Here is a 24,504-nt window from a genome sequence, read left to right on the forward strand (position 1 = left end):
GGCGCGCCCGCAGGACAATATCACGGACGCGTCATCGGAGGGGGAGCCGGATGCAGCCTGACATCCTGATGATCGAGGATGAGCCCAACATCGCCGAGGCCGTGCGCTTCATCCTGTCCCGCGACGGCTGGCAGGTGGATCTGCATGTGGACGGGGCAGGCGGGATCGAGGCGATCATGGATCGCCGACCGCGGCTGGTGATCTTGGACCTGATGCTTCCGAACCGCTCGGGCGCGGAAATCCTGCTGGACCTGCGGCGCGCGCAGGACCGGTCGCTGGCGGCCACTCCGGTGCTGATGCTGACCGCGCGCGGCGATACCGAGGCCGCCGAGCAGGCCGATGCCGTTCTGGCCAAACCCTTCGACAACGAGGAACTGCGCAGGATGGTGCGCAGGCTGATCCATGCCTGAGAGGCCGCTTTTCCTGGAACGCGCATCGTTCCGACGGCGGCGTTTGGGCGATGCGGCCCGCATCCTGCCGGTGCTGGCGATGATCCTGATGCTGGTTCCCGTCTGGTGGATGCCTGCCAGCATCAGCTTCGCCACCGGCGCGGTCTGGTTCTTCGGGCTGTGGGCCGCGCTGATCGCCGGGGTCTTCGCGCTGCACCGTGCACTTCTGCGGGCCGAGGCCATCGCCATCCGCGCAGCCGAGGTGGACCCCGATGCCCTTTGAGGCGCTTCTGGCCACGTGCCTCTGCTATGTCGCGCTGATGTTCGGCGTGGCCTATGCCGCCGATCGCGCGGCGGCTGCGGGCCATGTGCGTTGGCTGGATCACCCGCTTGTCTACACGCTGTCGCTGTCGGTCTATTGCAGCGCCTGGACCTTCTATGGCGCGGTCGGTTACGCGTCGCGCTCAGGGCTGGAATTCGCGACGATCTATCTGGGGCCGACGATCGTCTTCACCGGCGCATGGTGGGGGTTGCGCCGACTGGTGCGGGTCGCGCGGATGCATCACGTCACCTCGGTCGCGGATCTCATCTCGGCCCGGTTCGGGAAATCGAACCGTCTGGCGGCCATCGTGACGCTGATCGCGGTGATCGCATCGACCCCCTATATCGCGCTGCAGCTGCAATCCGTGCGCCTGTCGTTCGAGCTGTTCGCGACCAGCCGCCCCGACGAGGGCGGCGCGCTTGGCGGGACCGCCATGTGGGTCGCAGGGGGGCTGGCGCTGTTCACCATCCTCTTCGGGACGCGCAATCTGGCCGCCGATGAACGCCATCACGGGGTGGTCACCGCCATCGCGCTCGAGGCGCTGGTCAAGCTCGTGGCCTTTCTGGCGCTTGGCGTCTTCGTCGTGTGGGGGCTTGCCGACGGGCCGGTGGACGTGCTGCGCCGGGTGGGCGATGCGGCGCAGGACCCGCGATTTGCCGATGGCTGGGTGCTGCGGCCCGATCGCTGGACCGCGCTGATCCTGGTGTCGGGCGCGGCGATCCTGACCCTGCCGCGCATGTTCCAGGTAATGGTGGTCGAGGCCGCGGACGAGGATCGCCTGCATGTCGCGGGCTGGGCCTTTCCGGCCTATCTGTTCGCGATGTCCTTCTTCGTGCTGCCCATCGCCGTCATGGGGGCCGAGATCCTGCCCGAAGGGGCCAACCCCGATCTCTATGTCCTGACGCTGCCGGCGGCGGCGGGGCAGGACATGCTGGCGCTGCTGGTGTTTCTGGGCGGATTTTCGGCTGCGACATCCATGGTGGTGGTCTGCGCGATCGCGGTGGCCACGATGGTGTCGAACCACTGGCTGGTGCCGGGCTGGCTGGCGCTGCGGCGCATTCCGGCGGGCGAGGGGACGGACGACCTGCGCGGCTTCGTCCTGAATGCCCGGCGGATTGCGATCCTTGCGATCATGGCAGCGGGCTGGACCTATCACCAGGCCTCGGGCGGGGCGGCGGCGCTGGCGACGATGGGCCTCGTGGCATTCACCGGCATGGCGCAGGTGCTGCCCGCGATGCTGGGGGGGCTTCTGTGGCGGGGGGCCAACCGCAAGGGCGCCTATGCCGGGATCTGCACGGGCTTCGCGTTGTGGATGGCGCTGATCTTCCTGCCCTCGGTCGGGATGGGGGGCGATCTGCCGGTGCCCGCGGGCGTCGACCCCTGGACCGCCGCGGTCGCATTGTCGCTGGCGCTGAACACCGCGGCCTTCATCGGCGTGTCGATCTTCGGTTTTCCCGACCCGGTCGAACGCCTGCAGGGCCTGTCCTTCGTGTCCGCGGTCGAGCCGATCCGCCACAGCCGCATGGCGCGGGGCGACGACCGGGCCGAGCCGCTTCTGGCGATGGCACGCCGCGTCTGGGGCACGGATGCCGCCCTGCGCTATTTCCAGGCCGAGGCGCAGGCTCAGGGCAAGTCGGGCTATCTTCCCGACCTGACGCCCCGCTTTCTGACCGCGCTGGAACGGCGGCTTGCGGGCTCCATCGGATCGGCCACGGCACATGCGATGATCGACCGGGTCGCGGGGGGCGTGGCCCTGACCGTGGCCGACCTGCTGCAGGTGGCCGACGAGGCGCAGCGCGCCAAGGAGGAGACGCAGCGTCTGGAGGCGGCGCGCGCCGAACTGGCCCGCACGGCCCGCCAGCTGCGCGAGGTGAACGACAAGCTGACCGCGTTGTCGATCCAGAAGGATGCCTTTCTGGGCCAGATCAGCCACGAGCTGCGCACGCCCATGACCTCGGTGAAGGCATTCTCGGAAATACTTAAGGATCCTTCCATAACGCCCGAAGAACGTTCGCGATTTGCCCAGATAATCCATACCGAGGCGGGTCGCCTTACACGCATCCTGGACGATCTGCTGGACCTGTCGGTCCTGGAGGGCGGGCGCGCGCAGCTGACGGTCACGGCGGCGAATCTGCACGACCTGATCACGCGTGCCCTGGCGGCCGCATCCGCCACCCGACCCGAGCGCAGCTTCGTCATCGACCGCGACCTTCCGGCCGAGCATCTGGGCGTCATCACGGATGCCGACCGGCTGTTGCAGGTGCTGATCAATGTCATCGGCAATGCGCGGAAATATTGCGACGCGCCCCATCCCGCGATGCGTATCCGGGTGCGCAGGCCCGAAGCGGGGGGCGCGGTGATCGACGTCGTCGACAATGGCAGCGGTATCGACGCGGGTCGCCAGTCGCTGATCTTCGAGAAGTTCTCGCGCCTGAACGATCCGGCGAAGGCGGGGGGCGCGGGGCTTGGCCTTGCGATCTGCAAGGAGATCATGGCGGCGCTTGGCGGTTCGATCAGCTATCTTCCGGGGCAGGGCGGCGCGGCCTTCCGGGTCGTGCTGCCCGCGCGGCCCCCGGGGCAGGCCGGTTAACGGTTTGGAAACCGCCACCGGGTCATGTTGCCGGGGACAAGGCACAGGATTCGGGCGGAACATGGAAGCGGCGGATGGCGATCAGGGGATGAAGGGCGGGGGCGTCCTGCGCGGCTTGCTGAAGCGGCGTGACGATCCGGTGGCGGCGGAAACGCCCGATCTGCCGCCCACTCCGCCCATGACGCCCGCGCGGGCGGCTACCGCCGCGATCGGCCGCACGGCGGAGCAGCTGTATTCCCTGCCGATCCGACCTGTTGCGGTGGTGCCGGGCGCGCTGACCCTTGCGGAACTGCCGGAACTTCTGCCCGAGATGTCGCTGCTGGCCGTGCTGCAGGGGCCGGGCGACCAGCTGGGCGCCATCGCCCTTTCACCCGAGGTCGCGGCCGCGCTGGTCGAGGTGCAGGCCCTGGGCCGCGTCACCTCGCGCCCGCTGGAGCGGCGCAAGCCCACCCGCAGCGACGCGGCGCTCTGCGCGGATTTCATCGAGGGCCTGCTGTCCGAGATGGCGACCGAGATGCGGGCAATTCCGGGATATTCGGGCTTTGCGGGCTATCACTTCCTGACGCATCTGGAAGACGCCCGCCCCCTTGCGCTGATGCTGGAGGATATCGCCTATCGCAGCATCGACATGCAGCTGCGGCTGGGGGGCGCCGATGCGCGCGAGGGACGCATAATGCTGATCCTGCCGCAGGGCCCCGAGGTCGCAGCGCCCGCGCCCATGGCCGCGCGATCGGCCGCCAAGCCCGCCGCCCCCCGCCCCAGCCTTGCGCCCCGAATGCAGGACGCGCCCGTGGAATTGCAGGGCATCCTGTGCCGCAGGACGATGTCGCTTGGGGAATTGCGCGGGGTGCTGGGGGGCAAGCTGCTCTATCTGCCCAGGGTCGCCCTGCAAGATGCCCAGCTGGAAACGTCGGACGGTCAGATCCTTGCGCGCGGCAAGCTGGGCGAGGCCGAGGGTTGTCACGCCCTGCGCCTTCTGGACCCCGCCGCCGCACGTCCCGCGCCCGATGCGGGCACGCCCCTGCGGCCAGCGCCCGCACCCGTCGATCTGGCCCGACCCGACCCGTTCCGGCCCGACCAGGGGGTGGGTCTGCAGGCCGGGCCGGGTCGGGAAACGGCTTGACCCCGCTCTTTTTCCTTGAAATCCGCGCCGGTCGGACGCATTTACTCTTCGGTTCCGAATCCTGCGGAACGATCATTATGGAGTGACCATGGCCAAGGAAGAAATGCTCGAATTTCCCGGCGTCGTGAAGGAACTCCTGCCTAATGCGACATTCCGGGTCGAGCTTGAGAACGGCCATGAGATCATTGCGCATATGGCAGGAAAGATGCGGAAGAACCGCATCCGTGTCCTGGCCGGCGACCGCGTTCAAGTCGAGATGAACACCTACGATCTGACCAAGGGCCGGATCAATTACCGCTTCAAGTAAGACTGCCGCCACCCGAGGTCCGCAGATGCCCGGTATCGCCCAAAGACGGCTGATCCTCGGCTCGGCCAGCCCCCGCAGGCTGGAGCTGCTGTCCCAGATCGGTATCAGGCCGGCCGCGCTGCGTCCGGCCGATATCGACGAGACGCCGCTGCGGGACGAGAACGCTCGCGATTACGTCCGCCGCATGGCCCGCCAGAAGGCAGAAGCGCTGAGCCTTTCGGATAACGAGGTTCTGCTGACTGCGGATACCACCGTCAGCGTGGGCCGTCGCATCCTGGGCAAGCCCGAGGACCGCGACGAGGCCGCATCCTTCATGCGCCTGATGTCCGGCCGCCGTCACCTGGTTCTGACGGCGCTGGCGGTGCGCGATGCGACCGGCATCCGCGAAAGGCTGGTGACCACCCGCGTCCGAATGCGTCCCATCGACGATGCGTCCCTGCAGCGATATCTCGATATCGGCGACTGGCAGGGCAAGGCCGGGGGTTATGCCATTCAGGGCGCCGCCGCGGCCTTCATCCCGTGGATCGAGGGGTCGCATTCCGCCGTCGTCGGTCTGCCCCTGTCCGAAACCGCCAGCCTGCTTGCCTCGGCCGGGATCTTTCCCGCCCCTGAAGGAGAAAACCCATGAAGGGACGCGAAATCGTCCTTGGCCGCATCTTCGGCCAGGAAGCCGCCGCGCTGATGCAGGACGGCCAGCTGGTCGATCTGATGATCGCGCCGGATGCCGTCACGGACCTTGCGCCGGGTGCCATCTGCCGTGCGACGGTCGGGCGCTTCATGAAGGGGCAGGGCGGCGTGTTCCTGCGCCTTCCGGGCGGTGCCAGCGGTTATCTGCGCGAACGCCGCGGCCTGACCGAGGGTGGCAGCATCCTCGTGCAGATCAGCGGTGTCGCCGATGAAGGCAAGGCCATCCCGGTGTCCAGCCGCCTGATCTTTCGCGGCGTGCTGGCGCTGGTGACGCCGGGCGCCTCGGGGATCAACGTATCGCGCCGCATCCGCGAGACCGCCCGCCGCGAGGAGCTGGAGAAGCTGGGCCGCGACGCCATGGGCGACCGCAGCCATGGGGCGATCCTGCGCAGTGCCGCCGAAGCCGCCGAGGACGAGGATATCGCGGCCGAAATCGCAACCTTGGCCGATCTGGCCGACCAGATCCTGCAGGATGACGATGGCGGCCCCGAACTGCTGCTGGACGCGCCGGCCCCGCACGAGATGGCCGCCCTGGAATGGACCGATCCCGAACCCGATTCGGTCGAAGAGGGCGATGACAGCTTCGAACGCTGCAACGTGCTGGAGGCCGTGGATGAATTGCTGTCGCCGCGTATCGCGCTGGCCGGCGGCGGGGATGCCTGGATCGAAACGACGCGCGCACTGACGGCCATCGACGTGAATACCGGGGCCGACACATCCCCTGCGGCGGGGCTGAAGGCGAATATCGCGCTGGCGCGCGATCTGCCGCGTCAACTCGCGCTGCGGGGCATCGGCGGCCAGATCGCGGTCGATTTCGCCCCCATGCCCAAGCGCGACCGCGCGACGCTGGACCAGGTCCTGCAATCGGTCTTCCGTCAGTCGGGTGCCGAAGCGACGCTGTTGGGCTGGACTGCGATGGGCCTGTTCGAGATGACGCGCAAGCGCGACCGCATCGCGCTGTCGCTGCTGGCTGCGGGGCGGGCCTGATGACCTGCCCGGTCTGCGGCAAGGACGGTGTCGAACGCTATCGCCCGTTCTGCTCAAAGCGCTGCGCGGATGTCGACCTGGCCAAGTGGCTGCGGGGTCGTTACGTGATCCCGGGCGCCCCCTTGGACGATGTTTCCTCGGACGAAGAAGAAGGGCGATAAAAAGTTCAGATTGGGTCTGGACAGTCCTGCCAACCCCTTCTAAACACCGCGCTACGCCCGGCGACGCAGAGATCGTCACAGGGGCCCGGATAGCTCAGTTGGTAGAGCAGCGGATTGAAAATCCGCGTGTCGGTGGTTCGAATCCGCCTCCGGGCACCATCTTTTCCCAGATGATGCCAAGACCGAAAACAGCCCGCTGTTTCACGCCTTTGCGGCCCGCCCCTTAGTGGGGAAGGCGCAAGGTGAATTCGGTCAGGCCCTGATCCGACGTGACCTCGATCGCGCCGCCATGTGCCGCGACGACGGATGCCGCGACATGCAGCCCCAGCCCCAGCCCCTGGCCCCCTGCGGCCGGTCCCCGGTGGAAGGGGCGGAACAGGTTGCGGCGGATATCTTCCGGGATGTCACGGCCGCGATTGCGCACGGTGATGACGATGCCGGCCTTGTCCATCCTGCCCGACAGTTCGACCGGGGTGTTTTCCTGTCCGTGCGTTAAGGCGTTGGACAGCAGGTTCGAGATGGCCTGACCGATGCGCTGCGCGTCGCAGGCGACGGGCCCGTCCAGCGCCAGGTCCGACAGGATCTCGCGGTCGGGGCTGGCGATGCGCAATTCCTCGACGATCTGCAGGATGGTCTGGGCCAGGGGCGCGTTCTCGGATCGGGTCACCCGGATGCCGCCGCCCAGCCGGTCGGTGGCATGCAGCATCATGTTGTTGATCAGCTCGTTCATGCGATGGACCGAGGATTGCATCAGGGGCAGCAGGACCGCCGCATTCTCGGATTGCGGTTCGCGGTTCAACTGCCGCAGGCCCGCATGAAAGGCCGCGACCGGGTTGCGCAGGTCATGGCCAAGGATGGCCACGAATTCCTCTTGCAGGCGGGCCAGTTCGCGTTCGTGCTGCAACGCGATCTTCTGCGCCTCGAGCTGCTCTTCTGTTTCCAGGTTGCGTCCGATCAGGTCGGCGAACATCTCCATCATGGCGATGGCACGCGGGTTCGACACGTCGCGCGGGCAGCTGTCCAGCGCACAGAGCGTGCCGAAGAAGGACCCGTCGCTGCGATGGATCGGGAACGAGGCATAGCTGACGATGCCGAACCTCTCGACCACGGCATGTCCGCGATAGGCGGGGTCGCTGTCCGCGTCGTCGAACACCACCTTGCACGCGGCCTCGCGGACCTGCTGGCAGAAGGTGGACTGGATCTCGATCTCGTCGCCCGCGACCAGATCGAAGTCCAGTTCGTCCACCGTGCGGCAGGCGACCCACCGATCTTCCGTCACGCGGGCCACGGCGGCAAAGCGCATCTCGGTGGCCAGCATGACCGTTTCCAGGATGGTCCGGATCGTCTGGCTCTGGCTGAGGGTTTCGATATCCGATTGAAAATCGTGCTGCCCCGACGCGAAGGCTGCGCGGTCCTGCAACCGGGGGGGCGTGTCGCCTTGCATCGTCATCTCCTGTGGGTATCGCGTTGGTCCCTGCATAGGGATGTTGCCCCCTGCACGAAAGCAAAACAACGCCTGCGGCGAGGATTGTGACCGTTCCCGAAGGGGTTGAAGCGAATGGACCCGGCTGCGGTCATCGACTAACAAGATGGACGGAACCGAATGGGAGCGAAGGGGGAAACGATGCGTCGATGGAAACATGCCATGCTGGCGGGGGCGGTGCTGGTCACGGCGGGCGCGGCACATGCGGAAACGCGGCTGACCTACAAGTCGGCCAAGACGGGCACGTCCTATTACCAGATGGCAGTCGAACTGGCCGAGGGCGTGCGCGGCGCGACCGAGGGCGAACTGGCCGTCACGGTCGAGGAGAGCCAGGGCTCGGTCCAGAACGTGATGGAGGTCCGCGCGCGGGGCGGCGATTACGTCTTCACGGCACCGCCGTCGCTGGTATCCGCCGCGCAGGCCGGGTCCGGCCCGTTCGAGGGCAAGGGCAACCCGCGCTTCGACGAGATCCGCGCGCTGTTCCCGATCCCCTCGCTGACCATGCATTTCGTCGTGGGCGGGTCCGAGGGGCCGACCGACCTGTCGGCCCTGGAAGGTCAGCGCATCCTGCTGGGCAAGGGCAGCTTCGGCGCAAGCGAGGGGCAGAAATACCTCGACCTGTTCGGGCTGACCGACAAGGTGACCATCGCGGATGCCGAATTGTCGAACGCGGGCGACGCGCTGACGAATGGCCAGATCGACGGCTTCGTGACGGCGGGCAGCTTCCCTGCGCCCAACGTGATCGAGGCCGCCGCGGGCGAAGGCGTGCGCATCCTGTCCATGACCGACGAGCAGGTCGCGCAGACGGGCCAGGCCCGCGTCGTGATCCCGGCCGATGTCTATCCGGGGCAGGCGGGCGACATCGTGACGACGGGCCTGCCGGTGGTGGCCTTCGCCTCGACCGAGATGGATGACGAGACCGCCTATCAGCTGACCCGCGCCTTCTGGACGCAGCGCGACGCGATGGCGGAAACCGCACCCTGGTGGAGCGGCGTCGGCACGGATCAGGTGGCCGAACTGGGCGCGCTGCATCCGGGCGCGGCCCGCTACTATGAAGAAGCCGGAGTGGCAGTCGGGGAATGACCGAACGGGCCGTTTCGACCATGTGGCGGGCAGCGATGCTGTCCGCCGCGTTCATTCTGACAGCCTTTCATCTGGGGCTGATCTTTTCCGGGCTGGTGCCGAACCTTGTCGCGCGCCCGCTGCATCTTGCGCTGATCCTGCCCTGGATCTTCATCTTCACCGAGGATCGCCCACGCGGCATCCTGGGCTGGGGCGGCGTCGTGCTGGCACTGCTGGGCATTGCCGGTTCGGTCTGGATCGCGCTGAATGCGGGGCCGTTGGCCGATCAGTACGGCTTTGTCGAGACCGGCTTCCAATATGCCGTGGGCGGCGTCCTGCTGCTGGCCGTGCTGGAGGCCGCGCGCCGTGCCATCGGCTGGCCCTTGCCGCTGATCGCGGCGCTGGCGCTGGCCTATGCCGCCTTCGGCCAGCATGTGCCGGGCGAGTTCGGCCATGCACCGTTGCCCGCCGCCAGCCTGATGGGCACGCTGACCCTGGCCGAGGGCGGGATCTTCGGATCGCTGACCGGCGTGTCCGTGGGGGTCGTGGCGATCTTCGTGATCTTCGGGGCGGTCCTGAACGCGGGCGAGGCCGGGCAGGGCTTCATGAACCTTGCCGCCGCCGTCGCGGGCCGCCTGCGCGGCGGGGCGGGCAAGGTCTCGGTCATCGCATCGGCGCTGTTCGGGTCCATATCGGGGTCGGCATCGGCCAATGTCGCATCGACCGGCGCGATCACGATCCCGGCGATGATCCGGCTTGGCTATCCCCGCCGCATCGCGGGCGCGGTCGAGGCCGTCGCATCCTCGGGCGGGCAGATCATGCCGCCGCTGATGGGTGCGGGCGCCTTTGTCATGGTCGAGCTGACGGGCACCCCCTATACCCAGATCATCGGCGCGGCGATCCTGCCCGCGATCCTCTATTTCGTGGTGGTCTGGGTCGGGATCGACGCCTATGCCCGCCGCTTCGGACTGGGCGCGCTGCCCGCCGACCAGCGCCCCGGCGGGGCCGAGGTCGCAGTCACCTCGGCCTTTTTCGCGGTGCCCTTCGCGGTGCTTCTGGGGGGCATGTTCGGGCTGGGCTTCACCCCGCAATATTCCGCGGCACTGGCTATCATCGCGGGTGCGGTCCTGCTGATCGCGGGGGCCGACATGCGCATCGACCTGCGCCGCGCGGCGTCGCGCTTCGAAGCCGCGCTGATCGCATCGGCCCGGCAGGTGGCGCTGATCGCCTCGATCATCCTCTGCGCCTCGATCATCGTGGGGGTGCTGGCGATCACCGGCCTCGGGGTCAAGGTGACGTCATTGATCCTGTCCACGTCGAACGGGACGATCTGGCCGTCGCTGCTGCTGACCGCGCTGGCCTGCCTGGTGCTGGGGATGGAGGTGCCGACCACGGCGGCCTATGTCATCTGCATCTCGGTCGCGGGGCCGGCGCTGACGCAGCTGGGACTGGCGCCGCTGCAGGCGCATCTGTTCGTCTTCTGGTTCGCGCTGCTGTCCACCATCACGCCGCCGGTCTGCGGCGCGGTCTTCATCGCGGCCGGCATGGCGCGCGAGAACTGGCTGCGCGTGGCGATCACGGCCATGGCGCTTGGGGTGGGGTTGTATCTCATCCCGCTCGGGATGGTGGCGCATCCGTCGCTGATCCGGCTGGCGTCGGAGCCCCTGGCCGCGCTGCTGGCGGCGGTGATCGTGGGCGGGGGCTGCGTGATCATCTCCTATGCGCTGATCGGTGCGCAGAGGGTGCTGCCCACGGTGATCGGGATCGCCGCGGGACTGGCGCTGATCTTCGGCTTCGCAGCCAGCTATTGAAACGGGAAAGGGGCGCGGTGATGCGCCCCTTTCGTTCAGTTCGGAAGGGCGGCGCAATGCGCCCCGCCCGATGCCTGCCCCGAGCCGAAGGCCAGGATCGGTGGTGCCCGGAACGGGTTCGGCGGCTCGGACGTGGCCAAGTCGAAACCCAGAAGCCCCAGCACCAGGATCGCCGTCAGCGACGCGGTCAGCCTGCGCGTTCTCATGATTTCGCCTCCAATCCCAGCACGGGGCGCAGGCGGATGCCGATGAAGGCACCTGCGAATGCGGCGGCGAACCAGACCCAGCCATGCAGGCTGCCAGTCGAGATCCCCGAGAAGAACGCCCCCACGTTGCACCCGAATGCCAGGCGAGAGCTGTAGCCCAGCAGGAAGCCCGCCACGATGGTCGCGATCCATGCCCGCGGGGGATAGGAGGGCAGTTTCTGCGACAGCCCGTTCCGCCAGGCGGCCACGAGGAACGCACCCCCGATGATCCCCAGATTGGTCAGCGAGGTCACGTCGGTCAGCAGCGATTGTCCGACCCGCGCGATATTCGCCTCGGTCCCCCAGAAGGCCGATTGGGTCAGGTCCATCCCGGTCGCCGCCGCGCCCTTGGCGACCCACAGGCCCAGCCCGTAGACCACGCCCCACGGTTGCCCGGCGACCAGCAGGTTCAGGATCGCCAGACCGGCAAGCAGCGGTGCCGCGATCCACAGCCGGCGCGGGACGCGGCGCAGTTCGGGGGGCGCGCGCCACAGCAGCACCGCCGCGACCGCGGCCAATGCGATCAGCGTCCCGATCAGGCCGGACGTCCCCGAGAATGCCACCGTCGGCATCGAGCCGAGCGACGTCCACCAGATCAGGTGATAGGCCCCGGCAAAGCTGCCGATGGCGAAGAAGGGCAGCGCCATCAGGCTGATCGGATTGCCGCTGCCGGAATTGACCAGCGTGCCCGAACCGCAGCCCATCACCACCTGCATGGCCGCGCCGAAGACGAAGGCGCCGCCGATCATGGCAAAACCTACCGGGGCATGGGCGCCGACCATTTCGGCCCCGTGGGTGGCCAGCAGCGGGAACGCCGCCATCGCGACGATGGCGATGGCGATCAGCTGCGCGATGGTGCCGCCCGGATCACGCTTGGTGATCGTCGCGCGCCACGGACCCGCAAAGCCGAAGCGAAACCCTTCCAGCGTGATGCCGAAGCCCAGGCCGATCATCAGCAGCAGGCCATAGCGCGCTCCGACCATCACCGCGACCACGCCGCAGAGGATCAGCGCAGCCAGGATCAGCCCGCCGCGCCGCGTGATGTTGCCCGCCCGCGATGGGGCGGGGATCGTCATGTCGGTCGCGGCCATGTCAGAAGACGTTCTTGATCTGGGTCCACAGATGCTGGATGCGGCCCGGCGCGTTCGCCATCTCGCGGCCCGCATTCGACCAGCCCACCATGGATTCGGGATAAAGCTTCACGTTCTCGATCCCCGCCAGTTCGGACATGGCGAACCAGTTGGTCGCCGCCCAGTGGCCGGTATTGCAGAACGAGATGAGGTTCTCGGAGCCGGTCAGGCCGTTTTCCTCGGCCAGTCGGCGGGCGGCTTCGGCATCGACGATCACCGGCTTGTCCGAGAACCAGCTGGAATGCACGAAATAGCGCGACTGGGGCAGGGTGCCCGGACGGGCCGCAGCGGGATGGGCCTGTTCCCCCTTCCAGAAGCTCTCGGGGCGGGCATCGACCAGCTGTGTGTCGGTTTCGCCGTCGATCGCGGCCTGCACGTCATCCACGCTGGCGGTCCAGGTGTCGTCCCAGGTCACGGTGATGTCCGAGGGCTGCGGCGTCACGGCAGCAGCGTCCAGCGGCAGGCCCGCATCGGTCCATGCGTTCACCCCGCCGTTCAGGATCGCCAGATCGGTGATGCCCGCGGATTTCATCGTCCAGTAGACACGCGCCGCCGCCCCGAAATCGGTCACGTCGCTGCCCTGATAGGTGATGACCAGCGGACGATCCTCGGTCAGGCCAAGTTCGCGCAGCGTTTGGGTCAGCTGTTCTTCGGAAGGCAGCTGGCCGGGGTTGTCCTCGGGGCCGCGGAACAGGGCATAGGGGGCGTTGACCGCGCCCTCGACATGGCCCTCAGCATAGCTTCCGCTGCCATCGGCGGCGCGGATGTCCAGCACCGCCACGTCGTCGGTCTTCAGAAGGGCCGCCAGTTCGTCGGGCGATACCAGCGGGCTGTCGATGGACTGGGCAAAGCCTGCGGGGGCTGAAAGAAGCGCCGCGGCCAGCGCGGCGGATGCGATGGGCTTGGTCATGATATGCTCGCGTTGATGCTGATCGGGTTGCCGGAGGAGATAGCAACGATCATCGCATCAATCGAGTTCTGGGACCATGACCCGAAGCCACCGGATGCGAACCGGGTGCATCCTGCGGGGCATGATGCGGAAGAATTTCCGCTTGTGACGCTGTCGGGGCGAAGGTTTGCCCGGATTGCGCCATATGCCGGAACGGGGTTTTTTTTTTGCTGCCTGTCCCTGCGTCAGCTACGCCGATGCGACGGCCACGGCATCGGGCGCGTGATTATATGAAAATCGCGTATTCTGAAATCAATCATAGACGGATTTTATCGAAGCGCAGCGGGATTATCTTGTCAGCATAACCCGATCCCTACGGAGACAGCCATGCAAGCGATGAACCTGACCACCTACGGTCCCGATGCCGCCTTCAGCCCGACCGAACTGCCCCGACCTGCCGCCACGCCGGGCCATGTCGTGGTCCGGGTCAAGGCGACCAGCGTGAACACGATCGACATGATGATCCGAGACATGGGCAAGGATCTGCCCCTGTCGCCCGATCTGCCCGCCGTGCTGGGCATGGATTTCGCAGGCATCGTCGAGGAGGTGGGCGAGGGCGTGACCGGTTTCGCGCCCGGCGACGAGGTCTATGGCTGCGCGGGCGGTCTGGCCGACCTGCAGGGCGCGCTGGCGGAATACATGCTGGCCGATGCCCGCCTGATCGCGCCCAAGCCGAAGACCCTGACCATGCGAAAGGCGGCCGCCGTGCCGCTGGTGGGCATCACTGCATATGAGGGTCTGCATCGTGCGGGCGTCGGGACCGGCCAGAGGGTGCTGGTCCATGGTGGGGCCGGGGGCGTCGGCCATCTGGCCGTGCAGATCGCGCGTCATCTGGGGGCCGAGGTCTGGGCGACGGGGTCGGGCGATGCGCAGTTGCAGACGATCCGGAGTTTCGGCGCGACGCCGATCGACTTCAAGGCCCAGACGGTCGAGGATTATGTGCAGGCCCATACAGGCGGCGCAGGTTTCGATGTCGTCTTCGACAGTGTCGGCGGCGCGAACCTGACCAATTCCTTTGCCGCGGCGGCACTGAACGGCCAGGTCGTCACGACCGTGGCGTTGCTGGAATTGGACCTGACGCCCGCGCATTTCCGCGGCCTGTCGCTGCATGTCGTCTTCATGCTGATCCCGATGCTGCATGATTTCCGCCGCGAGGCACATGGCAGCATCCTGGCCGATCTGGCGCAGATCATCGATGCGGGCGCGGTGAAGCCGCTTCTGGACGCCGAACGCTTCGCCCTGACCGAGGTCGGCGCGGCCTATGACCGGCTCAAAAGCGGTCAGGCCATCGGCAAGGTCGTCGTCGAAGTCTGAGTGCCGGAGAACAGTTCGAACCCCACGGGCGCCGCATCGTCGGCGCCCGAATGCGTTTGCGCGACAGGCCGGCGCAACCGTTTGGGGCGCAGGTCGTACCATTGATCTTGGGGAAGATTTCTGGTGCTGTGAGAGAGGATTGAACTCTCGACCTCTCCCTTACCAAGGGAGTGCTCTACCACTGAGCTACCACAGCGCCGATGAAGGGGCGTTTAGCCAAACCCCTCGGGGCGTGCAAGAGGGGTTTGGGCATTTTTTCGCGTCACGGGACGGAAAATCGCACGAGCTCCGTCCGGGGCTTCGCGATTGCTGGACGAACGCGCGGGCGGGCGCTAACAGGAAACACCATGACCGATCGACGCAGCAGCAAACCGCAGCCCGGCAGCCGGGAAGACCGCCTTGCGCAGGCATTGCGGGCGAACCTTGCCCGCCGCAAGGCGCAGGCACGGGCGCGGCAGGCGGCCGATCAGGTCGATGACAACGAGGATGCGCCCGAAACGGGCCACGCGACAGGCAAGGACAGCTGATGGATCAGATCATCGTCGAAGGGAACGGCCCTCTGAAGGGCGAGATTCCGATTGCGGGGGCCAAGAATGCCTGCCTGACCCTGATGCCCGCGACGCTGCTGACCGATCAGCCGCTGACGCTGACGAATGCGCCGCGCCTGTCGGACATCCGCACCATGACCGCGCTTCTGCAAAGCCTGGGGGCCGAGGTGACGGGCCTGCAGGATGGCCAGGTTCTGGCCATGTCCAGCCACGACCTGAACAGCCACCGTGCGGAATACGACATCGTGCGCAAGATGCGCGCCTCGATCCTGGTCCTGGGGCCGATGCTGGCGCGCGACGGCGTGGCCGAGGTGTCGCTGCCGGGCGGCTGCGCGATCGGTGCGCGACCCGTCGACCTGCATCTGCGCGCGCTGGAGGCGATGGGCGCGACGCTGGACCTGCGCGACGGCTATGTCTTTGCCAAGGCTCCGCAGGGCGGGCTGAAGGGCGCGACCTACGAATTCCCGCTGGTGTCCGTTGGTGCCACGGAGAACGCGCTGATGGCCGCGACGCTTGCCCGCGGGACCACGGTGCTGAAGAACGTCGCCCGCGAACCCGAGATCGTGGACCTTGCCCGCTGCCTGCGCGCCATGGGCGCCCAGATCGAGGGCGAGGGCACGAGCACCATCACCATCCAGGGCGTGGATGCGCTGCACGGCGCGACACATCCCGTGGTGACCGACCGGATCGAGCTGGGCACCTACATGCTGGCCCCCGCCATGTGCGGCGGCGAGGTGGAGTGCCTGGGCGGCAAGATCGAGCTGCTGTCGGCCTTCTGCGAGAAGCTGGAGGAGGCCGGCGTGACCGTCGAGGAGACGCCCCGCGGCATCAAGGTCTCGCGCCACAACGGGCGGGTGAAGGCCGTGAACGTGACGACCGAACCCTTCCCCGGCTTCCCGACCGATCTGCAGGCGCAGTTCATGGCGCTGATGTGCATGGCCGAGGGAACCAGCGTGCTGGAAGAGACCATCTTCGAAAACCGCTTCATGCATGCCCCCGAACTGACCCGCATGGGCGCCAATATCGAGGTTCATGGCGGTCATGCCACGGTCCACGGCGTCGAGAAGCTGCGCGGCGCGCCGGTGATGGCGACCGATCTGCGCGCCTCGGTCAGCCTGATCCTTGCGGGCATGGCCGCGGAAGGGCAGACCACGGTCAGCCGCGTCTATCACCTGGATCGCGGCTACGAACATGTCGTGCGCAAGCTGCGCAATGTCGGCGCCCATATCGAACGCGTGAAAGAGGAGTGATCCATGGCTGAAGATGCCCGTTTCGCCGATGCCGATCCCAGGCCCCTTGCCATCAGGGCCGAGGACGAGACCGATCTGGGGATCATGTCCTCGTTCGTGCAGGACGCGGTGCTGATCGGGACGGATATCAGCCACGACACCCGCGCGCGGCGGCTTGCCCTGCTGGTCAACCGCTTCCGTTGGGAAGATGTCGATGCCGCACGGTCCGAAGGGCGCGATTTCGAACGCGTCCGTTCGGTGCTGGTGATCAACGACGTGCTGCGCGTCCTGTCGGACGGCGTGGCCCGCGACGAGGGTTCGGTCCTGGAACTGCTGGCGATCCGCTGGCAGCCGGGCGAGGACGGCACCGGCAAACTGACGCTGGATTTCGCGGGTGACGGCACCATCATGGCCGAGGTCGAGTGCATCAACCTGGACCTGCGCGACGTCACCCGCCCGCACAAGGCGGTGTCGGGCAAGGTGCCGCATCATCCCGAATGACCGGGATCGTCTGAAGAACTGAACCTGCGGCATCCTGTCCCCCGAAGGCGGCTTGATCCGCGGGGCGGTCCGGGGCAGGCCCGGACGCGAGAATTGCGAATGGGGTATGCCATGCCGGTCTTTCTGAACAGCAGCGACGCGGATTTCGAAGCGGGCTTCCAGCACATGCTGTCGGCCAAGCGCGAGGACAGCGCGGACGTGAACGACACGGTCGCGGCGATCATCGCGGATGTGCGCGCGCGTGGCGATCTGGCGCTGTGCGAGCTGACCGCCCGTTTCGACCGGCTGGACCTGCCCCCCGAGGGCCTGCGCGTCACCGCCGAGGAAATGGATGCCGAGATCGCCAAGGTCTCGGCCGAGGATCGCGCCGCGCTGGAGCTGGCCGCCGAACGCATCCGGGCCTATCACGAACGCCAGATGCCGCAGGATGACAGCTGGACCGACGCGACCGGCGCGACCCTCGGCTGGCGGTGGAGCGCGGTTTCCGCGGCCGGGCTCTATGTGCCGGGCGGGCAGGCGGCCTATCCGTCATCCGTCCTGATGAACGCGATCCCGGCGCGCGTGGCGGGGGTCGAGCGGCTGGTCATCTGCGTGCCCATGCCGGGCGGGGTGGTCAATCCGCTGGTCCTGCTGGCCGCGCGCCTGTCGGGCGTGGACGAGATCTATCGCCTCGGCGGCGCGCAGGCGATCGCCGCGATGGCCTATGGCACCGACACGATCATGCCGGTGGACAAGATCACCGGGCCGGGCAACGCCTATGTCGCGGCGGCCAAGCGCCAGGTCTTCGGGCGCGTCGGCATCGACATGATCGCGGGCCCGTCCGAGGTGCTGGTGATCGCGGATGGCGATCAGAACCCCGACTGGCTGGCATGGGATCTGCTGGCGCAGGCCGAACATGATGCCGATGCGCAATCGATCCTGATCACCACGGACCCGGACATGGCCCGCGCCACCGCAGATGCCGTCGAACGGATCATCCCCACGCTGGACCGTGCGGCCATCGCGGGCGCAAGCTGGCGCGATTACGGGACCGTCATCACCGTCGGCGATCTGGACGAGGCCGCGGCCCTGTCGAACCGCATTGCGCCCGAACACCTGGAACTGGTCGTGGCCGACCCTGAGGGGCTGGCCGCGAAATGCCGCCACGCGGGCGCGATCTTCCTTGGCGCGCACACCCCCGAGGCCGTGGGCGATTACGTCAGCGGCCCGAATCACGTCCTGCCCACGGCCCGCTCGGCGCGCTTCTCGTCCGGGCTGTCGGTCATGGATTTCGTCAAGCGCACGACCATGGCGCGGCTGACGCCCGGTTCCCTTGCGTCCATCGGCCCCGCCGCCGTGCGCCTTGCCGCATCCGAGGGCTTGCAGGCGCATGGCGCTTCGGTTCAGGCTAGGCTGGGGACCCTGAACGAGAGAATGCCCGAATGAGCCGCATCATCAGGATCGAGATCGACGACAGCGCCATCCCGCCTGCCACCCCCGAGATGGAGCAGGAGCGCCGCGTCGCGATCTTCGACCTGATCGAGGATAACAGCTTTGCCGTGCCCGCCCGTGACGACGCCCCCGAACCCGAGGGGCCGTTCGTGCTGGACCTGTGCATTCGCGACGGGCGACTGGTCTTCGACCTGCAATCCGAAGCTGCCGACAAGGTGGCCGAGTTCCACCTGTCGCTCGGGCCGTTCCGCCAGGTGGTGAAGGATTACTTCCAGATCTGCCAAAGCTATTTCGACGCGGTCAAGCGCCTGCCGCCCGCCCAGATCGAGGCGATCGACATGGCCCGGCGCGGCATCCACAACGAGGGCGCCCGCACCCTGCAGGAGCGGCTGGAGGGCAAGGCCCGGCTGGATATCGACACCGCGCGGCGTCTGTTCACCCTCATCTGTGCACTGATACCGCAGGGCTGAGGGGATGGCGCAGGGCAAGATCCCATCATCGGTCCTGTTCTGCTGCGATCACAATGCCATCCGTTCCCCGATGGCCGAGGGGATGATGAAGCAGTTCTACGGGCGATCGGCCTATGTCCAGTCCGCCGGCGTGAAAAGCGACATGGAGGTGGACGGCTTCGCCATCGCCGTCTGCGACGAGATGGGCGTGCCCCTGGCCAATCACCGGTCGCGCAGCTTCGACGAGATGCGCGACTGGGGCGACGACCTGTCGCAATTCGACCTGATCGTGGCCCTGTCGCCCGCCAGCCAGCGCATGGCGCTGGAAATGACGCGCCATGCCCATCTGGATGTCGAATACTGGCCGATCATGGACCCGGCGGGATTGGCCGAGGGACGAGAGGCCAAGCTGAATGCCTATCGCCAGACGCGCGACCAGATCCGCAGCCGCATGATCGAACGCTTCGGTCCGCCGCGGACCTGACTGCGGCCCCGTTCAATGAAAAGGCCCCGCACGCGGCGGGGCCATCCGTTCCACAGCTTGTCCGCCGCGATCAGACCACGACGCCTGCGCCGTCGGTCGCATCGCCCGCGACCGCGCGGAAGGCTGCGAACATCTCTCGGCCCAGGCCCTGCTGGCTGCTGGACAGGTCGGCCTGAACCGGGCTGCGGCTGTCGAAATCGGGGGCCAGGCAATCGATCTGCCCCGTCTCGGCATCCAGCCGGATCACGTCGCCATCCTGCACCCGTGCCAGCGGGCCGCCCGTCGCCGCCTCGGGGGAAACATGGATCGCGGCGGGCACCTTGCCCGATGCGCCCGACATGCGCCCATCGGTCAGCAGTGCGACCTTCAGCCCGCGATCCTGCAGCACCGCCAGAACCGGCGTCAGCGAATGCAGTTCCGGCATGCCGTTGGCGCGCGGCCCCTGGAAACGGACCACGACGATCGTGTCCTCGGTGAATTCACCGGCGCGGAAGGCGGTCTTAACCTCTTCCTGGTCGGCAAAGACGCGGGCCTTCGCCTCGATCACGCGCCGCTCGGGGGCGACGGCGCTGACCTTGATGACGCCGCGACCCAGATTGCCCGTCAGCTGCTTCAGGCCGCCAGTCTTGGCAAAGGGGTCGGTCGCGGGGCGCAGGATCTTGTCGTTCAGGCTGTCTTTGGCACCGGCTTCCCATTTCACGCGGCCATCGGCGACCTTGGGCTCGGCGGTGTATCCGTCCAGCCCCGTGCCGTTGATCGTGTTCACGTCGGGATGCAGCAGGCCGTTTTCCAGCAGCTGCCCGATCATGTAGCCCAGGCCCCCGGCTGCGTGGAAATGGTTCACGTCGGCCAGACCGTTGGGATAGACCCGCGCCATCAGCGGCACGCTCTCGGAGATGTCGTTGAAATCCTCGATGTCGAGGATCACGCCCGCTGCACGTGCCATGGCCGGCAGGTGCAGCACCAGGTTGGTCGAGCCGCCGGTCGCCATCAGGCCGACCATGCCGTTCACGAAGGCGCGTTCGTCCAGGACCTGGCCCGCGGGCATGTATTCGTTGCCCAGGTTGGTGATCGCCGCCGCACGTTCCACGGCCGCCGTGGTCAGTGCCTCGCGCAGGGGGGTGTTGGGGTTGACGAAGCTGGACCCCGGCAGGTGCAGGCCCATGAACTCCATCAGCATCTGGTTCGTGTTCGCGGTGCCGTAGAAGGTGCAGGTGCCCGCCGAATGATAGGACGCCATCTCGGCCGCCATCAGCGCGTCGCGACCGATCTCTCCGGCGGCGAATTGCTGGCGGACCTTCGATTTCTCGTCGTTGGGCAGCCCCGAGGGCATCGGACCGGCCGGCACGAAGACCGCCGGGATGTGCCCGAAGGTCGCCGCCGCGATGATCAGCCCCGGCACGATCTTGTCGCAGACGCCCAGATACATCGCCGAATCGAAGCAGTCATGCGACAACCCCACGCCCGCGGCCAGCGCGATGACATCGCGCGAGAACAGCGACAGCTCCATTCCCGGACGGCCCTGGGTCACGCCGTCGCACATGGCGGGCACACCGCCCGCGACCTGGACCGTGGCGCCTGCCGCATGGCCTGCACGACGGATGATGTCGGGGAAACGCTCATAGGGCTGATGCGCCGACAGCATGTCGTTATAGGCGGTGATGATCCCGATATTGGGCTTGCGGGTGGTCGCCATGTCGTCCTTGTCCGACATCGCCGCATAGGCATGGGCCTGGTTGCCGCAGGACAGATGCGCCCGCGCCGGTCCGTCCTGCGCCGCCTTCTCGATCTTTTGCAGATAGGCCGCGCGCGACGCAAGAGAGCGTTCGCGGATACGGTCGGTGACGCGTTCGATGCTGGCGTGAAGTGTCATGTGGCTTCCCTCTGGCTTCGGGCGGATCATATGTAGTTAGCGTTAACAATTCAACCGTTCCCAAGCAAGGGAACGCGGAAGCATGGGGCACGGGTTGCGAAAATTTGCACGCGCCCTGCGGGGATCGCGGCTTGTGCGGGGGCGGGCGTCATGCCAGATCGAGGCACGAAAGGAATTCCCCCATGTCCGAGCTGCCCGTCATCCGTCTCCGTCCGAAATCCAAGCCGCAGGCGATCCGCCACGGCTTCCCCTGGGTCTTTGCCGACGAGGTCGTTCTCGACCGTCGCACCAAGGGCATCACACCGGGCGATTTCGCCATCCTCGAGGATGCCGAGCGCAAGCCGCTGGCGCTGGTGACGGTGAACCCCAATTCCAAGATCGTCGCGCGGGTGATGGATCTGGATGTCGAGGCGCGGGTGAACGCCGCCTGGCTGGAACGCCGCATCGCACGGGCCCTGGCCATGCGCGAACGGATGCACGATCAGCCGTTCTATCGGCTGGTCCATGCCGAGGCCGACGGCCTGCCGGGCCTGGTCATCGACCGCTTCGGCGATGCCGCCGTCATGCAGCCCAACGCCGCCTGGGCCGATGCGCTGGCCGACCGCATCGCGGATGCCCTGGTCGAGATCGTGGGCGTCGGCACGGTCGTCCTGAACGGGCAGGGACGCGCACGCGGGCTGGAGGGTCTGCCCGAACGGATGGAGGTCGTGCGCGGCACCACCCCCGAGGCTCCGATCCCGGTGCAGATGAACGGTGCGACCTATCTGGCCGATCTGATGGGCGGGCAGAAGACGGGGCTGTTCCTCGATCAGCGCCCGAACCATGCCTTCGCGCAACGCCTTGTCGATCAGGGCGAGGTGCTGGACGTGTTCAGCCATGTTGGCGGCTTCGGTCTGGCGATGCTGGCGGCGGGCGCCGAACGGGCGACCTGCGTCGATGCAAGCGCGCCGGCGCTGGAACTGGCCAAGGGCGGTGCCGACGCGATGGGTGCCGCCGACCGGCTGGAAGTCCTGCGCGGCGATGCGTTCGCCATGCTGGAACAGCTGGCCGAAGATGGCCGCCGCTTCGACGTGGTGATCTGCGATCCGCCGGCCTTCGCGCCCTCGAAACCCGCGCTCGAGGCCGGGCTGCGCGCCTATGAGCGCATCGCCAAGCTGGCCGCGCCGCTGGTCAAGCCGGGTGGTTACCTCGGGCTTTGCAGCTGCAGCCATGCCGTCGATCTGGCAAGCTTCCGCAATGTCAGCGCACGCGGCATCGGGCGCGGCGGGCGTCGCGGTCAGCTCATCCACAGCGGCCATGCCGGTCCCGATCACCCCACGCTGCCGCAGCTGGCCGAGACGGGCTATCTCAAGTCGCTGTTCTTCCGGCTGGACTGATGCGCGCGGTCCTAGATGCGAATGTCCTGTTCCCGACGATCCTGAGGGAGATCCTGACCGATCTCGGGGAAGGGGGGCTGTATCGTCCCATGTGGTCGGATCGCATCCTGGGCGAATGGCACCGCGCGGCGATCCGCCTGGGGCCCGTCGCCGCCGAAGTGGCGGGCGCCGAGATCGCGATGCTGTGCCTGCGTTTTCCGCAGGCCGTCCAACCCGATGACGGGGATGCGGCGATCGATCTGGATTTCCCCGACCCCGCCGACCGCCACGTGGTCGAGGCCGCGCTTGCAGGCGATGCCGCCCTGATCGTGACGGCGAACCTGCGCGATTTCCCGCGCCCGCTGATGGAACGGCTGGGGCTGCGGGCGATCCATCCCGACGCATTCCTGCTGGATCTGCATGCGACCGACCCCGCCGCAGTGCGGTCTGCCGTGGAATCCGCCCGTTTGCGCGCCGAGGCGGCAGGCGGCGCGATGAGTGTGGCTGAATTGCTGAAACGCTGCCGCCTTCCGCGGCTGGCCAAGCTGATGAAGATTTAATTCGCGTTGCTGTTACCGCTCACAAACGATATTGCGGTTGCCAAACACAAGGAGGACAGCATGGTCTCGCGCGTCATTCCGGTCGATGATTTCGACCTCGTGATCTTCGGCGCCACGGGCGATCTGGCGCATCGGAAGATCCTGCCGGGGCTCTATCGCCGTTTCGTGGCCGGTCAGATCCCGCCCGATGCCCAGATCATCGGCGCAGCCCGAACCGATCAGGGCGACGACGATTTCCGGGCCGAAGCCAAGGCCGCCATCTGCGAATTCGGCGGCGTGAAGCCCGACGATTCCAGCCTGGCGGAATTCCTGCAGACCCTGGGTTACGTCCCCATCGACGCCAAGGGCGAAGGCGGCTGGAAGGAACTGAAATCGCGCATGCGCGCGGGTGCGGTTCATGCCTTCTACTTCTCGGTCGCGCCGTCGCTGTTCGGTGACATCGCCGAACGGCTGGCAGGCCACGGCATCGCGGATGACGACAGCCGCATCGTGGTGGAAAAGCCCTTCGGTCGCGATCTGAAGACCGCGCGTGCGCTGAACGCGACGCTGGCGCAGCATTTCTCGGAACAGCAGATCTACCGGATCGACCATTACCTGGGCAAGGAAACCGTCCAGAACCTGATGGCGGTGCGCTTTGCCAACGTGCTGTTCGAACCGCTGTGGAACGCGCAGTTCATCGACCACGTGCAGATCACCGTGGCCGAGACCGTGGGTGTCACCGGGCGCGGCAGCTATTACGACAAGTCCGGCGCGATCCGCGACATGGTCCAGAACCACATGATGCAGCTTCTGTGCCTGATCGCGATGGAGCCGCCCTATCACTTCGATCCCGACGCCGTGCGCGACGAGAAGCTGAAGGTGATCCGCGCGCTGGAGCCGGTCGAACCGCAGGAGATCGTGCGCGGCCAGTACCAGTCCGACGGCAAAGCGCCCAGCTATCTCGAGGATGCCGAGGATCCGAATTCCTCGACCGAAAGCTATGTCGCGATGAAGGTCCGCATCTCGAACTGGCGCTGGCAGGGGACGCCCTTCTACCTGCGCACCGGCAAGAAGCTGCGCGCCCGCACCAGCGAGATCGCGATCACCTTCAAGGAGCCGCCGCATTCGATCTTCGACGATAGCGGCCATCCCAAGGCCAACGAGCTGGTGATCCGCCTTCAGCCCAACGAGGGCATGAACATGAAGGTCATGATCAAGGAACCGGGACCGGGCGGCATGCGTCTGGTGCAGGTGCCGCTGGACATGTCCTTCGCGGATGCCCTGGGGCCGGACGGGCGCGACATGCCCGACGCCTATGAGCGTCTGATCATGGACGTGATCCGCGGCAACCAGACCTTGTTCATGCGCGGCGACGAGGTCGAGGCCGCATGGGCATGGACCGACCCGATCATCCAGGCCTGGGAGGACAGCAAGCGCCGCCCCGAGCCTTATGATCCCGGTTCCTCGGGGCCCGACGAGGCCCTGCGCCTGATGCACCGCGACAACCGCCGCTGGAGGGAGATCCGCTGATGGCG

Annotated in this window: 25 protein-coding genes and 2 tRNA genes; 21 read left to right on the forward strand and 6 right to left on the reverse strand. The window is 67.2% G+C overall.

All coding sequences use genetic code 11. The features are described 5' to 3' along the window. The first annotated feature begins 50 nt into the window (after positions 1-50). The 9 genes from KO490_RS12515 to KO490_RS12555 all read left to right on the forward strand — a co-directional run bounded on the left by KO490_RS12515 (position 51) and on the right by KO490_RS12555 (position 6,725). Positions 51-410: a response regulator transcription factor gene (locus KO490_RS12515; protein WP_216019757.1), complete on the forward strand. Its 360-nt coding sequence runs from the start codon at positions 51-53 to the stop codon at positions 408-410. Next, positions 403-672 carry a hypothetical protein gene (locus KO490_RS12520; RefSeq protein ID WP_216019758.1) on the forward strand — a complete coding sequence of 90 codons (270 nt, stop codon included), beginning with the start codon at positions 403-405 and terminating at the stop codon, positions 670-672. Before KO490_RS12515 ends, KO490_RS12520 begins: the two co-directional genes overlap by 8 nt. After that, complete coding sequence (locus KO490_RS12525; RefSeq protein ID WP_216019759.1) at positions 662-3,301, forward strand: sensor histidine kinase; 2,640 nt, start codon at positions 662-664, stop codon at positions 3,299-3,301. Before KO490_RS12520 ends, KO490_RS12525 begins: the two co-directional genes overlap by 11 nt. Before the next feature lie 61 nt (positions 3,302-3,362). After that, the gene (locus tag KO490_RS12530) at positions 3,363-4,424 is read left to right on the forward strand and encodes a FliM/FliN family flagellar motor switch protein (protein WP_216019760.1); all 1,062 of its coding nucleotides are present in this window, start codon (positions 3,363-3,365) and stop codon (positions 4,422-4,424) included. Positions 4,425-4,512: 88 nt separating this feature from the next. Then, complete coding sequence (gene infA, locus KO490_RS12535) at positions 4,513-4,731, forward strand: translation initiation factor IF-1 (RefSeq protein WP_022707441.1); 219 nt, start codon at positions 4,513-4,515, stop codon at positions 4,729-4,731. 25 nt (positions 4,732-4,756) lie between these two features. Next, a complete protein-coding gene (locus tag KO490_RS12540; protein ID WP_216019761.1) occupies positions 4,757-5,359 on the forward strand; it encodes a nucleoside triphosphate pyrophosphatase in 603 nt (200 codons plus the stop codon). Continuing rightward, on the forward strand, positions 5,356-6,405 hold the full coding sequence (locus KO490_RS12545) for a ribonuclease E/G (RefSeq protein ID WP_216019762.1): 1,050 nt from the start codon (positions 5,356-5,358) through the stop codon (positions 6,403-6,405). Before KO490_RS12540 ends, KO490_RS12545 begins: the two co-directional genes overlap by 4 nt. Continuing rightward, positions 6,405-6,566, forward strand: coding sequence for a DNA gyrase inhibitor YacG (locus tag KO490_RS12550; RefSeq protein ID WP_216019763.1), 162 nt, complete (start codon positions 6,405-6,407; stop codon positions 6,564-6,566). The genes KO490_RS12545 and KO490_RS12550 overlap by 1 nt, the downstream gene beginning before the upstream one ends. A gap of 83 nt (positions 6,567-6,649) precedes the next feature. Beyond that, a tRNA-Phe gene (locus tag KO490_RS12555) sits at positions 6,650-6,725 on the forward strand. Between the two features lie 64 nt (positions 6,726-6,789). On the opposite strand, the gene KO490_RS12560 is transcribed toward KO490_RS12555, so the two are convergent. After that, entirely contained in the window at positions 6,790-8,010 is a 1,221-nt protein-coding gene (locus tag KO490_RS12560; protein WP_216019764.1) for a GAF domain-containing sensor histidine kinase, read from the reverse strand. Positions 8,011-8,190: 180 nt separating this feature from the next. On the opposite strand from KO490_RS12560, the gene KO490_RS12565 reads away from it, so the two are divergent. Both KO490_RS12565 and KO490_RS12570 read left to right on the forward strand, forming a co-directional pair. Further along, positions 8,191-9,132: a TAXI family TRAP transporter solute-binding subunit gene (locus tag KO490_RS12565; protein WP_216019765.1), complete on the forward strand. Its 942-nt coding sequence runs from the start codon at positions 8,191-8,193 to the stop codon at positions 9,130-9,132. After that, positions 9,129-10,922 (forward strand): TRAP transporter permease, encoded by a 1,794-nt coding sequence (locus KO490_RS12570; protein ID WP_368500156.1) that lies wholly within the window; start codon positions 9,129-9,131, stop codon positions 10,920-10,922. The genes KO490_RS12565 and KO490_RS12570 overlap by 4 nt, the downstream gene beginning before the upstream one ends. 35 nt (positions 10,923-10,957) lie before the next feature. Here the strand turns inward: KO490_RS12570 and KO490_RS12575 are convergent, their stop codons facing one another. From KO490_RS12575 to KO490_RS12585, 3 genes are read right to left on the reverse strand one after another with little or no spacing between them, the layout of a single operon-like run. Then, a complete protein-coding gene (locus KO490_RS12575; RefSeq protein WP_216019766.1) occupies positions 10,958-11,128 on the reverse strand; it encodes a hypothetical protein in 171 nt (56 codons plus the stop codon). After that, positions 11,125-12,258, reverse strand: coding sequence for a YeeE/YedE thiosulfate transporter family protein (locus KO490_RS12580; RefSeq protein ID WP_371822349.1), 1,134 nt, complete (start codon positions 12,256-12,258; stop codon positions 11,125-11,127). Before KO490_RS12580 ends, KO490_RS12575 begins: the two co-directional genes overlap by 4 nt. 1 nt (position 12,259) lies before the next feature. Continuing rightward, complete coding sequence (locus KO490_RS12585) at positions 12,260-13,207, reverse strand: sulfurtransferase (RefSeq protein WP_252727163.1); 948 nt, start codon at positions 13,205-13,207, stop codon at positions 12,260-12,262. Positions 13,208-13,573: 366 nt separating this feature from the next. Here KO490_RS12585 and KO490_RS12590 point away from each other — a divergent pair, with 366 nt between their 5' ends. Then, positions 13,574-14,560 (forward strand): zinc-dependent alcohol dehydrogenase family protein, encoded by a 987-nt coding sequence (locus KO490_RS12590; RefSeq protein WP_216019767.1) that lies wholly within the window; start codon positions 13,574-13,576, stop codon positions 14,558-14,560. A 121-nt stretch (positions 14,561-14,681) separates the two neighbouring features. On the opposite strand, the gene KO490_RS12595 is transcribed toward KO490_RS12590, so the two are convergent. Then, positions 14,682-14,756: transfer RNA gene (locus KO490_RS12595), tRNA-Thr, on the reverse strand. A gap of 151 nt (positions 14,757-14,907) precedes the next feature. Here KO490_RS12595 and KO490_RS12600 point away from each other — a divergent pair. The 6 genes from KO490_RS12600 to KO490_RS12625 all read left to right on the forward strand — a co-directional run bounded on the left by KO490_RS12600 (position 14,908) and on the right by KO490_RS12625 (position 19,202). After that, complete coding sequence (locus tag KO490_RS12600) at positions 14,908-15,087, forward strand: hypothetical protein (RefSeq protein WP_216019768.1); 180 nt, start codon at positions 14,908-14,910, stop codon at positions 15,085-15,087. Beyond that, the gene (gene murA / locus KO490_RS12605) at positions 15,087-16,358 is read left to right on the forward strand and encodes a UDP-N-acetylglucosamine 1-carboxyvinyltransferase (RefSeq protein WP_216019769.1); all 1,272 of its coding nucleotides are present in this window, start codon (positions 15,087-15,089) and stop codon (positions 16,356-16,358) included. Before KO490_RS12600 ends, murA begins: the two co-directional genes overlap by 1 nt. A gap of 3 nt (positions 16,359-16,361) precedes the next feature. Continuing rightward, on the forward strand, positions 16,362-16,838 hold the full coding sequence (locus KO490_RS12610; RefSeq protein WP_216019770.1) for a DUF2948 family protein: 477 nt from the start codon (positions 16,362-16,364) through the stop codon (positions 16,836-16,838). A gap of 111 nt (positions 16,839-16,949) precedes the next feature. Further along, complete coding sequence (hisD, locus tag KO490_RS12615) at positions 16,950-18,263, forward strand: histidinol dehydrogenase (protein WP_216019771.1); 1,314 nt, start codon at positions 16,950-16,952, stop codon at positions 18,261-18,263. Then, positions 18,260-18,739: a UPF0262 family protein gene (locus tag KO490_RS12620; protein ID WP_216019772.1), complete on the forward strand. Its 480-nt coding sequence runs from the start codon at positions 18,260-18,262 to the stop codon at positions 18,737-18,739. Before hisD ends, KO490_RS12620 begins: the two co-directional genes overlap by 4 nt. A 4-nt stretch (positions 18,740-18,743) precedes the next feature. Further along, on the forward strand, positions 18,744-19,202 hold the full coding sequence (locus KO490_RS12625; RefSeq protein ID WP_216019773.1) for a low molecular weight phosphatase family protein: 459 nt from the start codon (positions 18,744-18,746) through the stop codon (positions 19,200-19,202). Between the two features lie 70 nt (positions 19,203-19,272). Here the strand turns inward: KO490_RS12625 and edd are convergent, their stop codons facing one another. Next, positions 19,273-21,075 carry a phosphogluconate dehydratase gene (edd, locus tag KO490_RS12630; protein ID WP_216019774.1) on the reverse strand — a complete coding sequence of 601 codons (1,803 nt, stop codon included), beginning with the start codon at positions 21,073-21,075 and terminating at the stop codon, positions 19,273-19,275. Between the two features lie 182 nt (positions 21,076-21,257). On the opposite strand from edd, the gene KO490_RS12635 reads away from it, so the two are divergent. From KO490_RS12635 to zwf, 3 genes are read left to right on the forward strand one after another with little or no spacing between them, the layout of a single operon-like run. Then, complete coding sequence (locus KO490_RS12635; protein WP_216019775.1) at positions 21,258-22,451, forward strand: RSP_2647 family RNA methyltransferase; 1,194 nt, start codon at positions 21,258-21,260, stop codon at positions 22,449-22,451. Next, positions 22,451-22,990, forward strand: coding sequence for an RSP_2648 family PIN domain-containing protein (locus KO490_RS12640; RefSeq protein ID WP_216019776.1), 540 nt, complete (start codon positions 22,451-22,453; stop codon positions 22,988-22,990). Before KO490_RS12635 ends, KO490_RS12640 begins: the two co-directional genes overlap by 1 nt. A gap of 60 nt (positions 22,991-23,050) precedes the next feature. Next, positions 23,051-24,499, forward strand: a complete 1,449-nt coding sequence (gene zwf / locus KO490_RS12645) for a glucose-6-phosphate dehydrogenase (RefSeq protein WP_216019777.1) — start codon at positions 23,051-23,053, stop codon at positions 24,497-24,499. Positions 24,500-24,504: the final 5 nt, after the last annotated feature.

This window comes from Paracoccus sp. C2R09 (genome assembly GCF_018860625.1).
In the GTDB taxonomy this organism is placed as follows: Bacteria; Pseudomonadota; Alphaproteobacteria; order Rhodobacterales; family Rhodobacteraceae; genus Paracoccus.

Bases quoted from the DNA above. Each gene is read 5' to 3' on its own strand.
- KO490_RS12515 (WP_216019757.1), top strand. From the start codon at position 51: ATGCAGCCTGACATCCTGATGATCGAGGATGAGCCCAACATCGCCGAG.
- KO490_RS12520 (WP_216019758.1), top strand. From the start codon at position 403: ATGCCTGAGAGGCCGCTTTTCCTGGAACGCGCATCGTTCCGACGGCGG.
- KO490_RS12525 (WP_216019759.1), top strand. From the start codon at position 662: ATGCCCTTTGAGGCGCTTCTGGCCACGTGCCTCTGCTATGTCGCGCTG.
- KO490_RS12530 (WP_216019760.1), top strand. From the start codon at position 3,363: ATGGAAGCGGCGGATGGCGATCAGGGGATGAAGGGCGGGGGCGTCCTG.
- infA (WP_022707441.1), top strand. From the start codon at position 4,513: ATGGCCAAGGAAGAAATGCTCGAATTTCCCGGCGTCGTGAAGGAACTC.
- KO490_RS12540 (WP_216019761.1), top strand. From the start codon at position 4,757: ATGCCCGGTATCGCCCAAAGACGGCTGATCCTCGGCTCGGCCAGCCCC.
- KO490_RS12545 (WP_216019762.1), top strand. From the start codon at position 5,356: ATGAAGGGACGCGAAATCGTCCTTGGCCGCATCTTCGGCCAGGAAGCC.
- KO490_RS12550 (WP_216019763.1), top strand. From the start codon at position 6,405: ATGACCTGCCCGGTCTGCGGCAAGGACGGTGTCGAACGCTATCGCCCG.
- KO490_RS12560 (WP_216019764.1), bottom strand. From the start codon at position 8,010: ATGCAAGGCGACACGCCCCCCCGGTTGCAGGACCGCGCAGCCTTCGCG.
- KO490_RS12565 (WP_216019765.1), top strand. From the start codon at position 8,191: ATGCGTCGATGGAAACATGCCATGCTGGCGGGGGCGGTGCTGGTCACG.
- KO490_RS12570 (WP_368500156.1), top strand. From the start codon at position 9,129: ATGACCGAACGGGCCGTTTCGACCATGTGGCGGGCAGCGATGCTGTCC.
- KO490_RS12575 (WP_216019766.1), bottom strand. From the start codon at position 11,128: ATGAGAACGCGCAGGCTGACCGCGTCGCTGACGGCGATCCTGGTGCTG.
- KO490_RS12580 (WP_371822349.1), bottom strand. From the start codon at position 12,258: ATGGCCGCGACCGACATGACGATCCCCGCCCCATCGCGGGCGGGCAAC.
- KO490_RS12585 (WP_252727163.1), bottom strand. From the start codon at position 13,207: ATGACCAAGCCCATCGCATCCGCCGCGCTGGCCGCGGCGCTTCTTTCA.
- KO490_RS12590 (WP_216019767.1), top strand. From the start codon at position 13,574: ATGCAAGCGATGAACCTGACCACCTACGGTCCCGATGCCGCCTTCAGC.
- KO490_RS12600 (WP_216019768.1), top strand. From the start codon at position 14,908: ATGACCGATCGACGCAGCAGCAAACCGCAGCCCGGCAGCCGGGAAGAC.
- murA (WP_216019769.1), top strand. From the start codon at position 15,087: ATGGATCAGATCATCGTCGAAGGGAACGGCCCTCTGAAGGGCGAGATT.
- KO490_RS12610 (WP_216019770.1), top strand. From the start codon at position 16,362: ATGGCTGAAGATGCCCGTTTCGCCGATGCCGATCCCAGGCCCCTTGCC.
- hisD (WP_216019771.1), top strand. From the start codon at position 16,950: ATGCCGGTCTTTCTGAACAGCAGCGACGCGGATTTCGAAGCGGGCTTC.
- KO490_RS12620 (WP_216019772.1), top strand. From the start codon at position 18,260: ATGAGCCGCATCATCAGGATCGAGATCGACGACAGCGCCATCCCGCCT.
- KO490_RS12625 (WP_216019773.1), top strand. From the start codon at position 18,744: ATGGCGCAGGGCAAGATCCCATCATCGGTCCTGTTCTGCTGCGATCAC.
- edd (WP_216019774.1), bottom strand. From the start codon at position 21,075: ATGACACTTCACGCCAGCATCGAACGCGTCACCGACCGTATCCGCGAA.
- KO490_RS12635 (WP_216019775.1), top strand. From the start codon at position 21,258: ATGTCCGAGCTGCCCGTCATCCGTCTCCGTCCGAAATCCAAGCCGCAG.
- KO490_RS12640 (WP_216019776.1), top strand. From the start codon at position 22,451: ATGCGCGCGGTCCTAGATGCGAATGTCCTGTTCCCGACGATCCTGAGG.
- zwf (WP_216019777.1), top strand. From the start codon at position 23,051: ATGGTCTCGCGCGTCATTCCGGTCGATGATTTCGACCTCGTGATCTTC.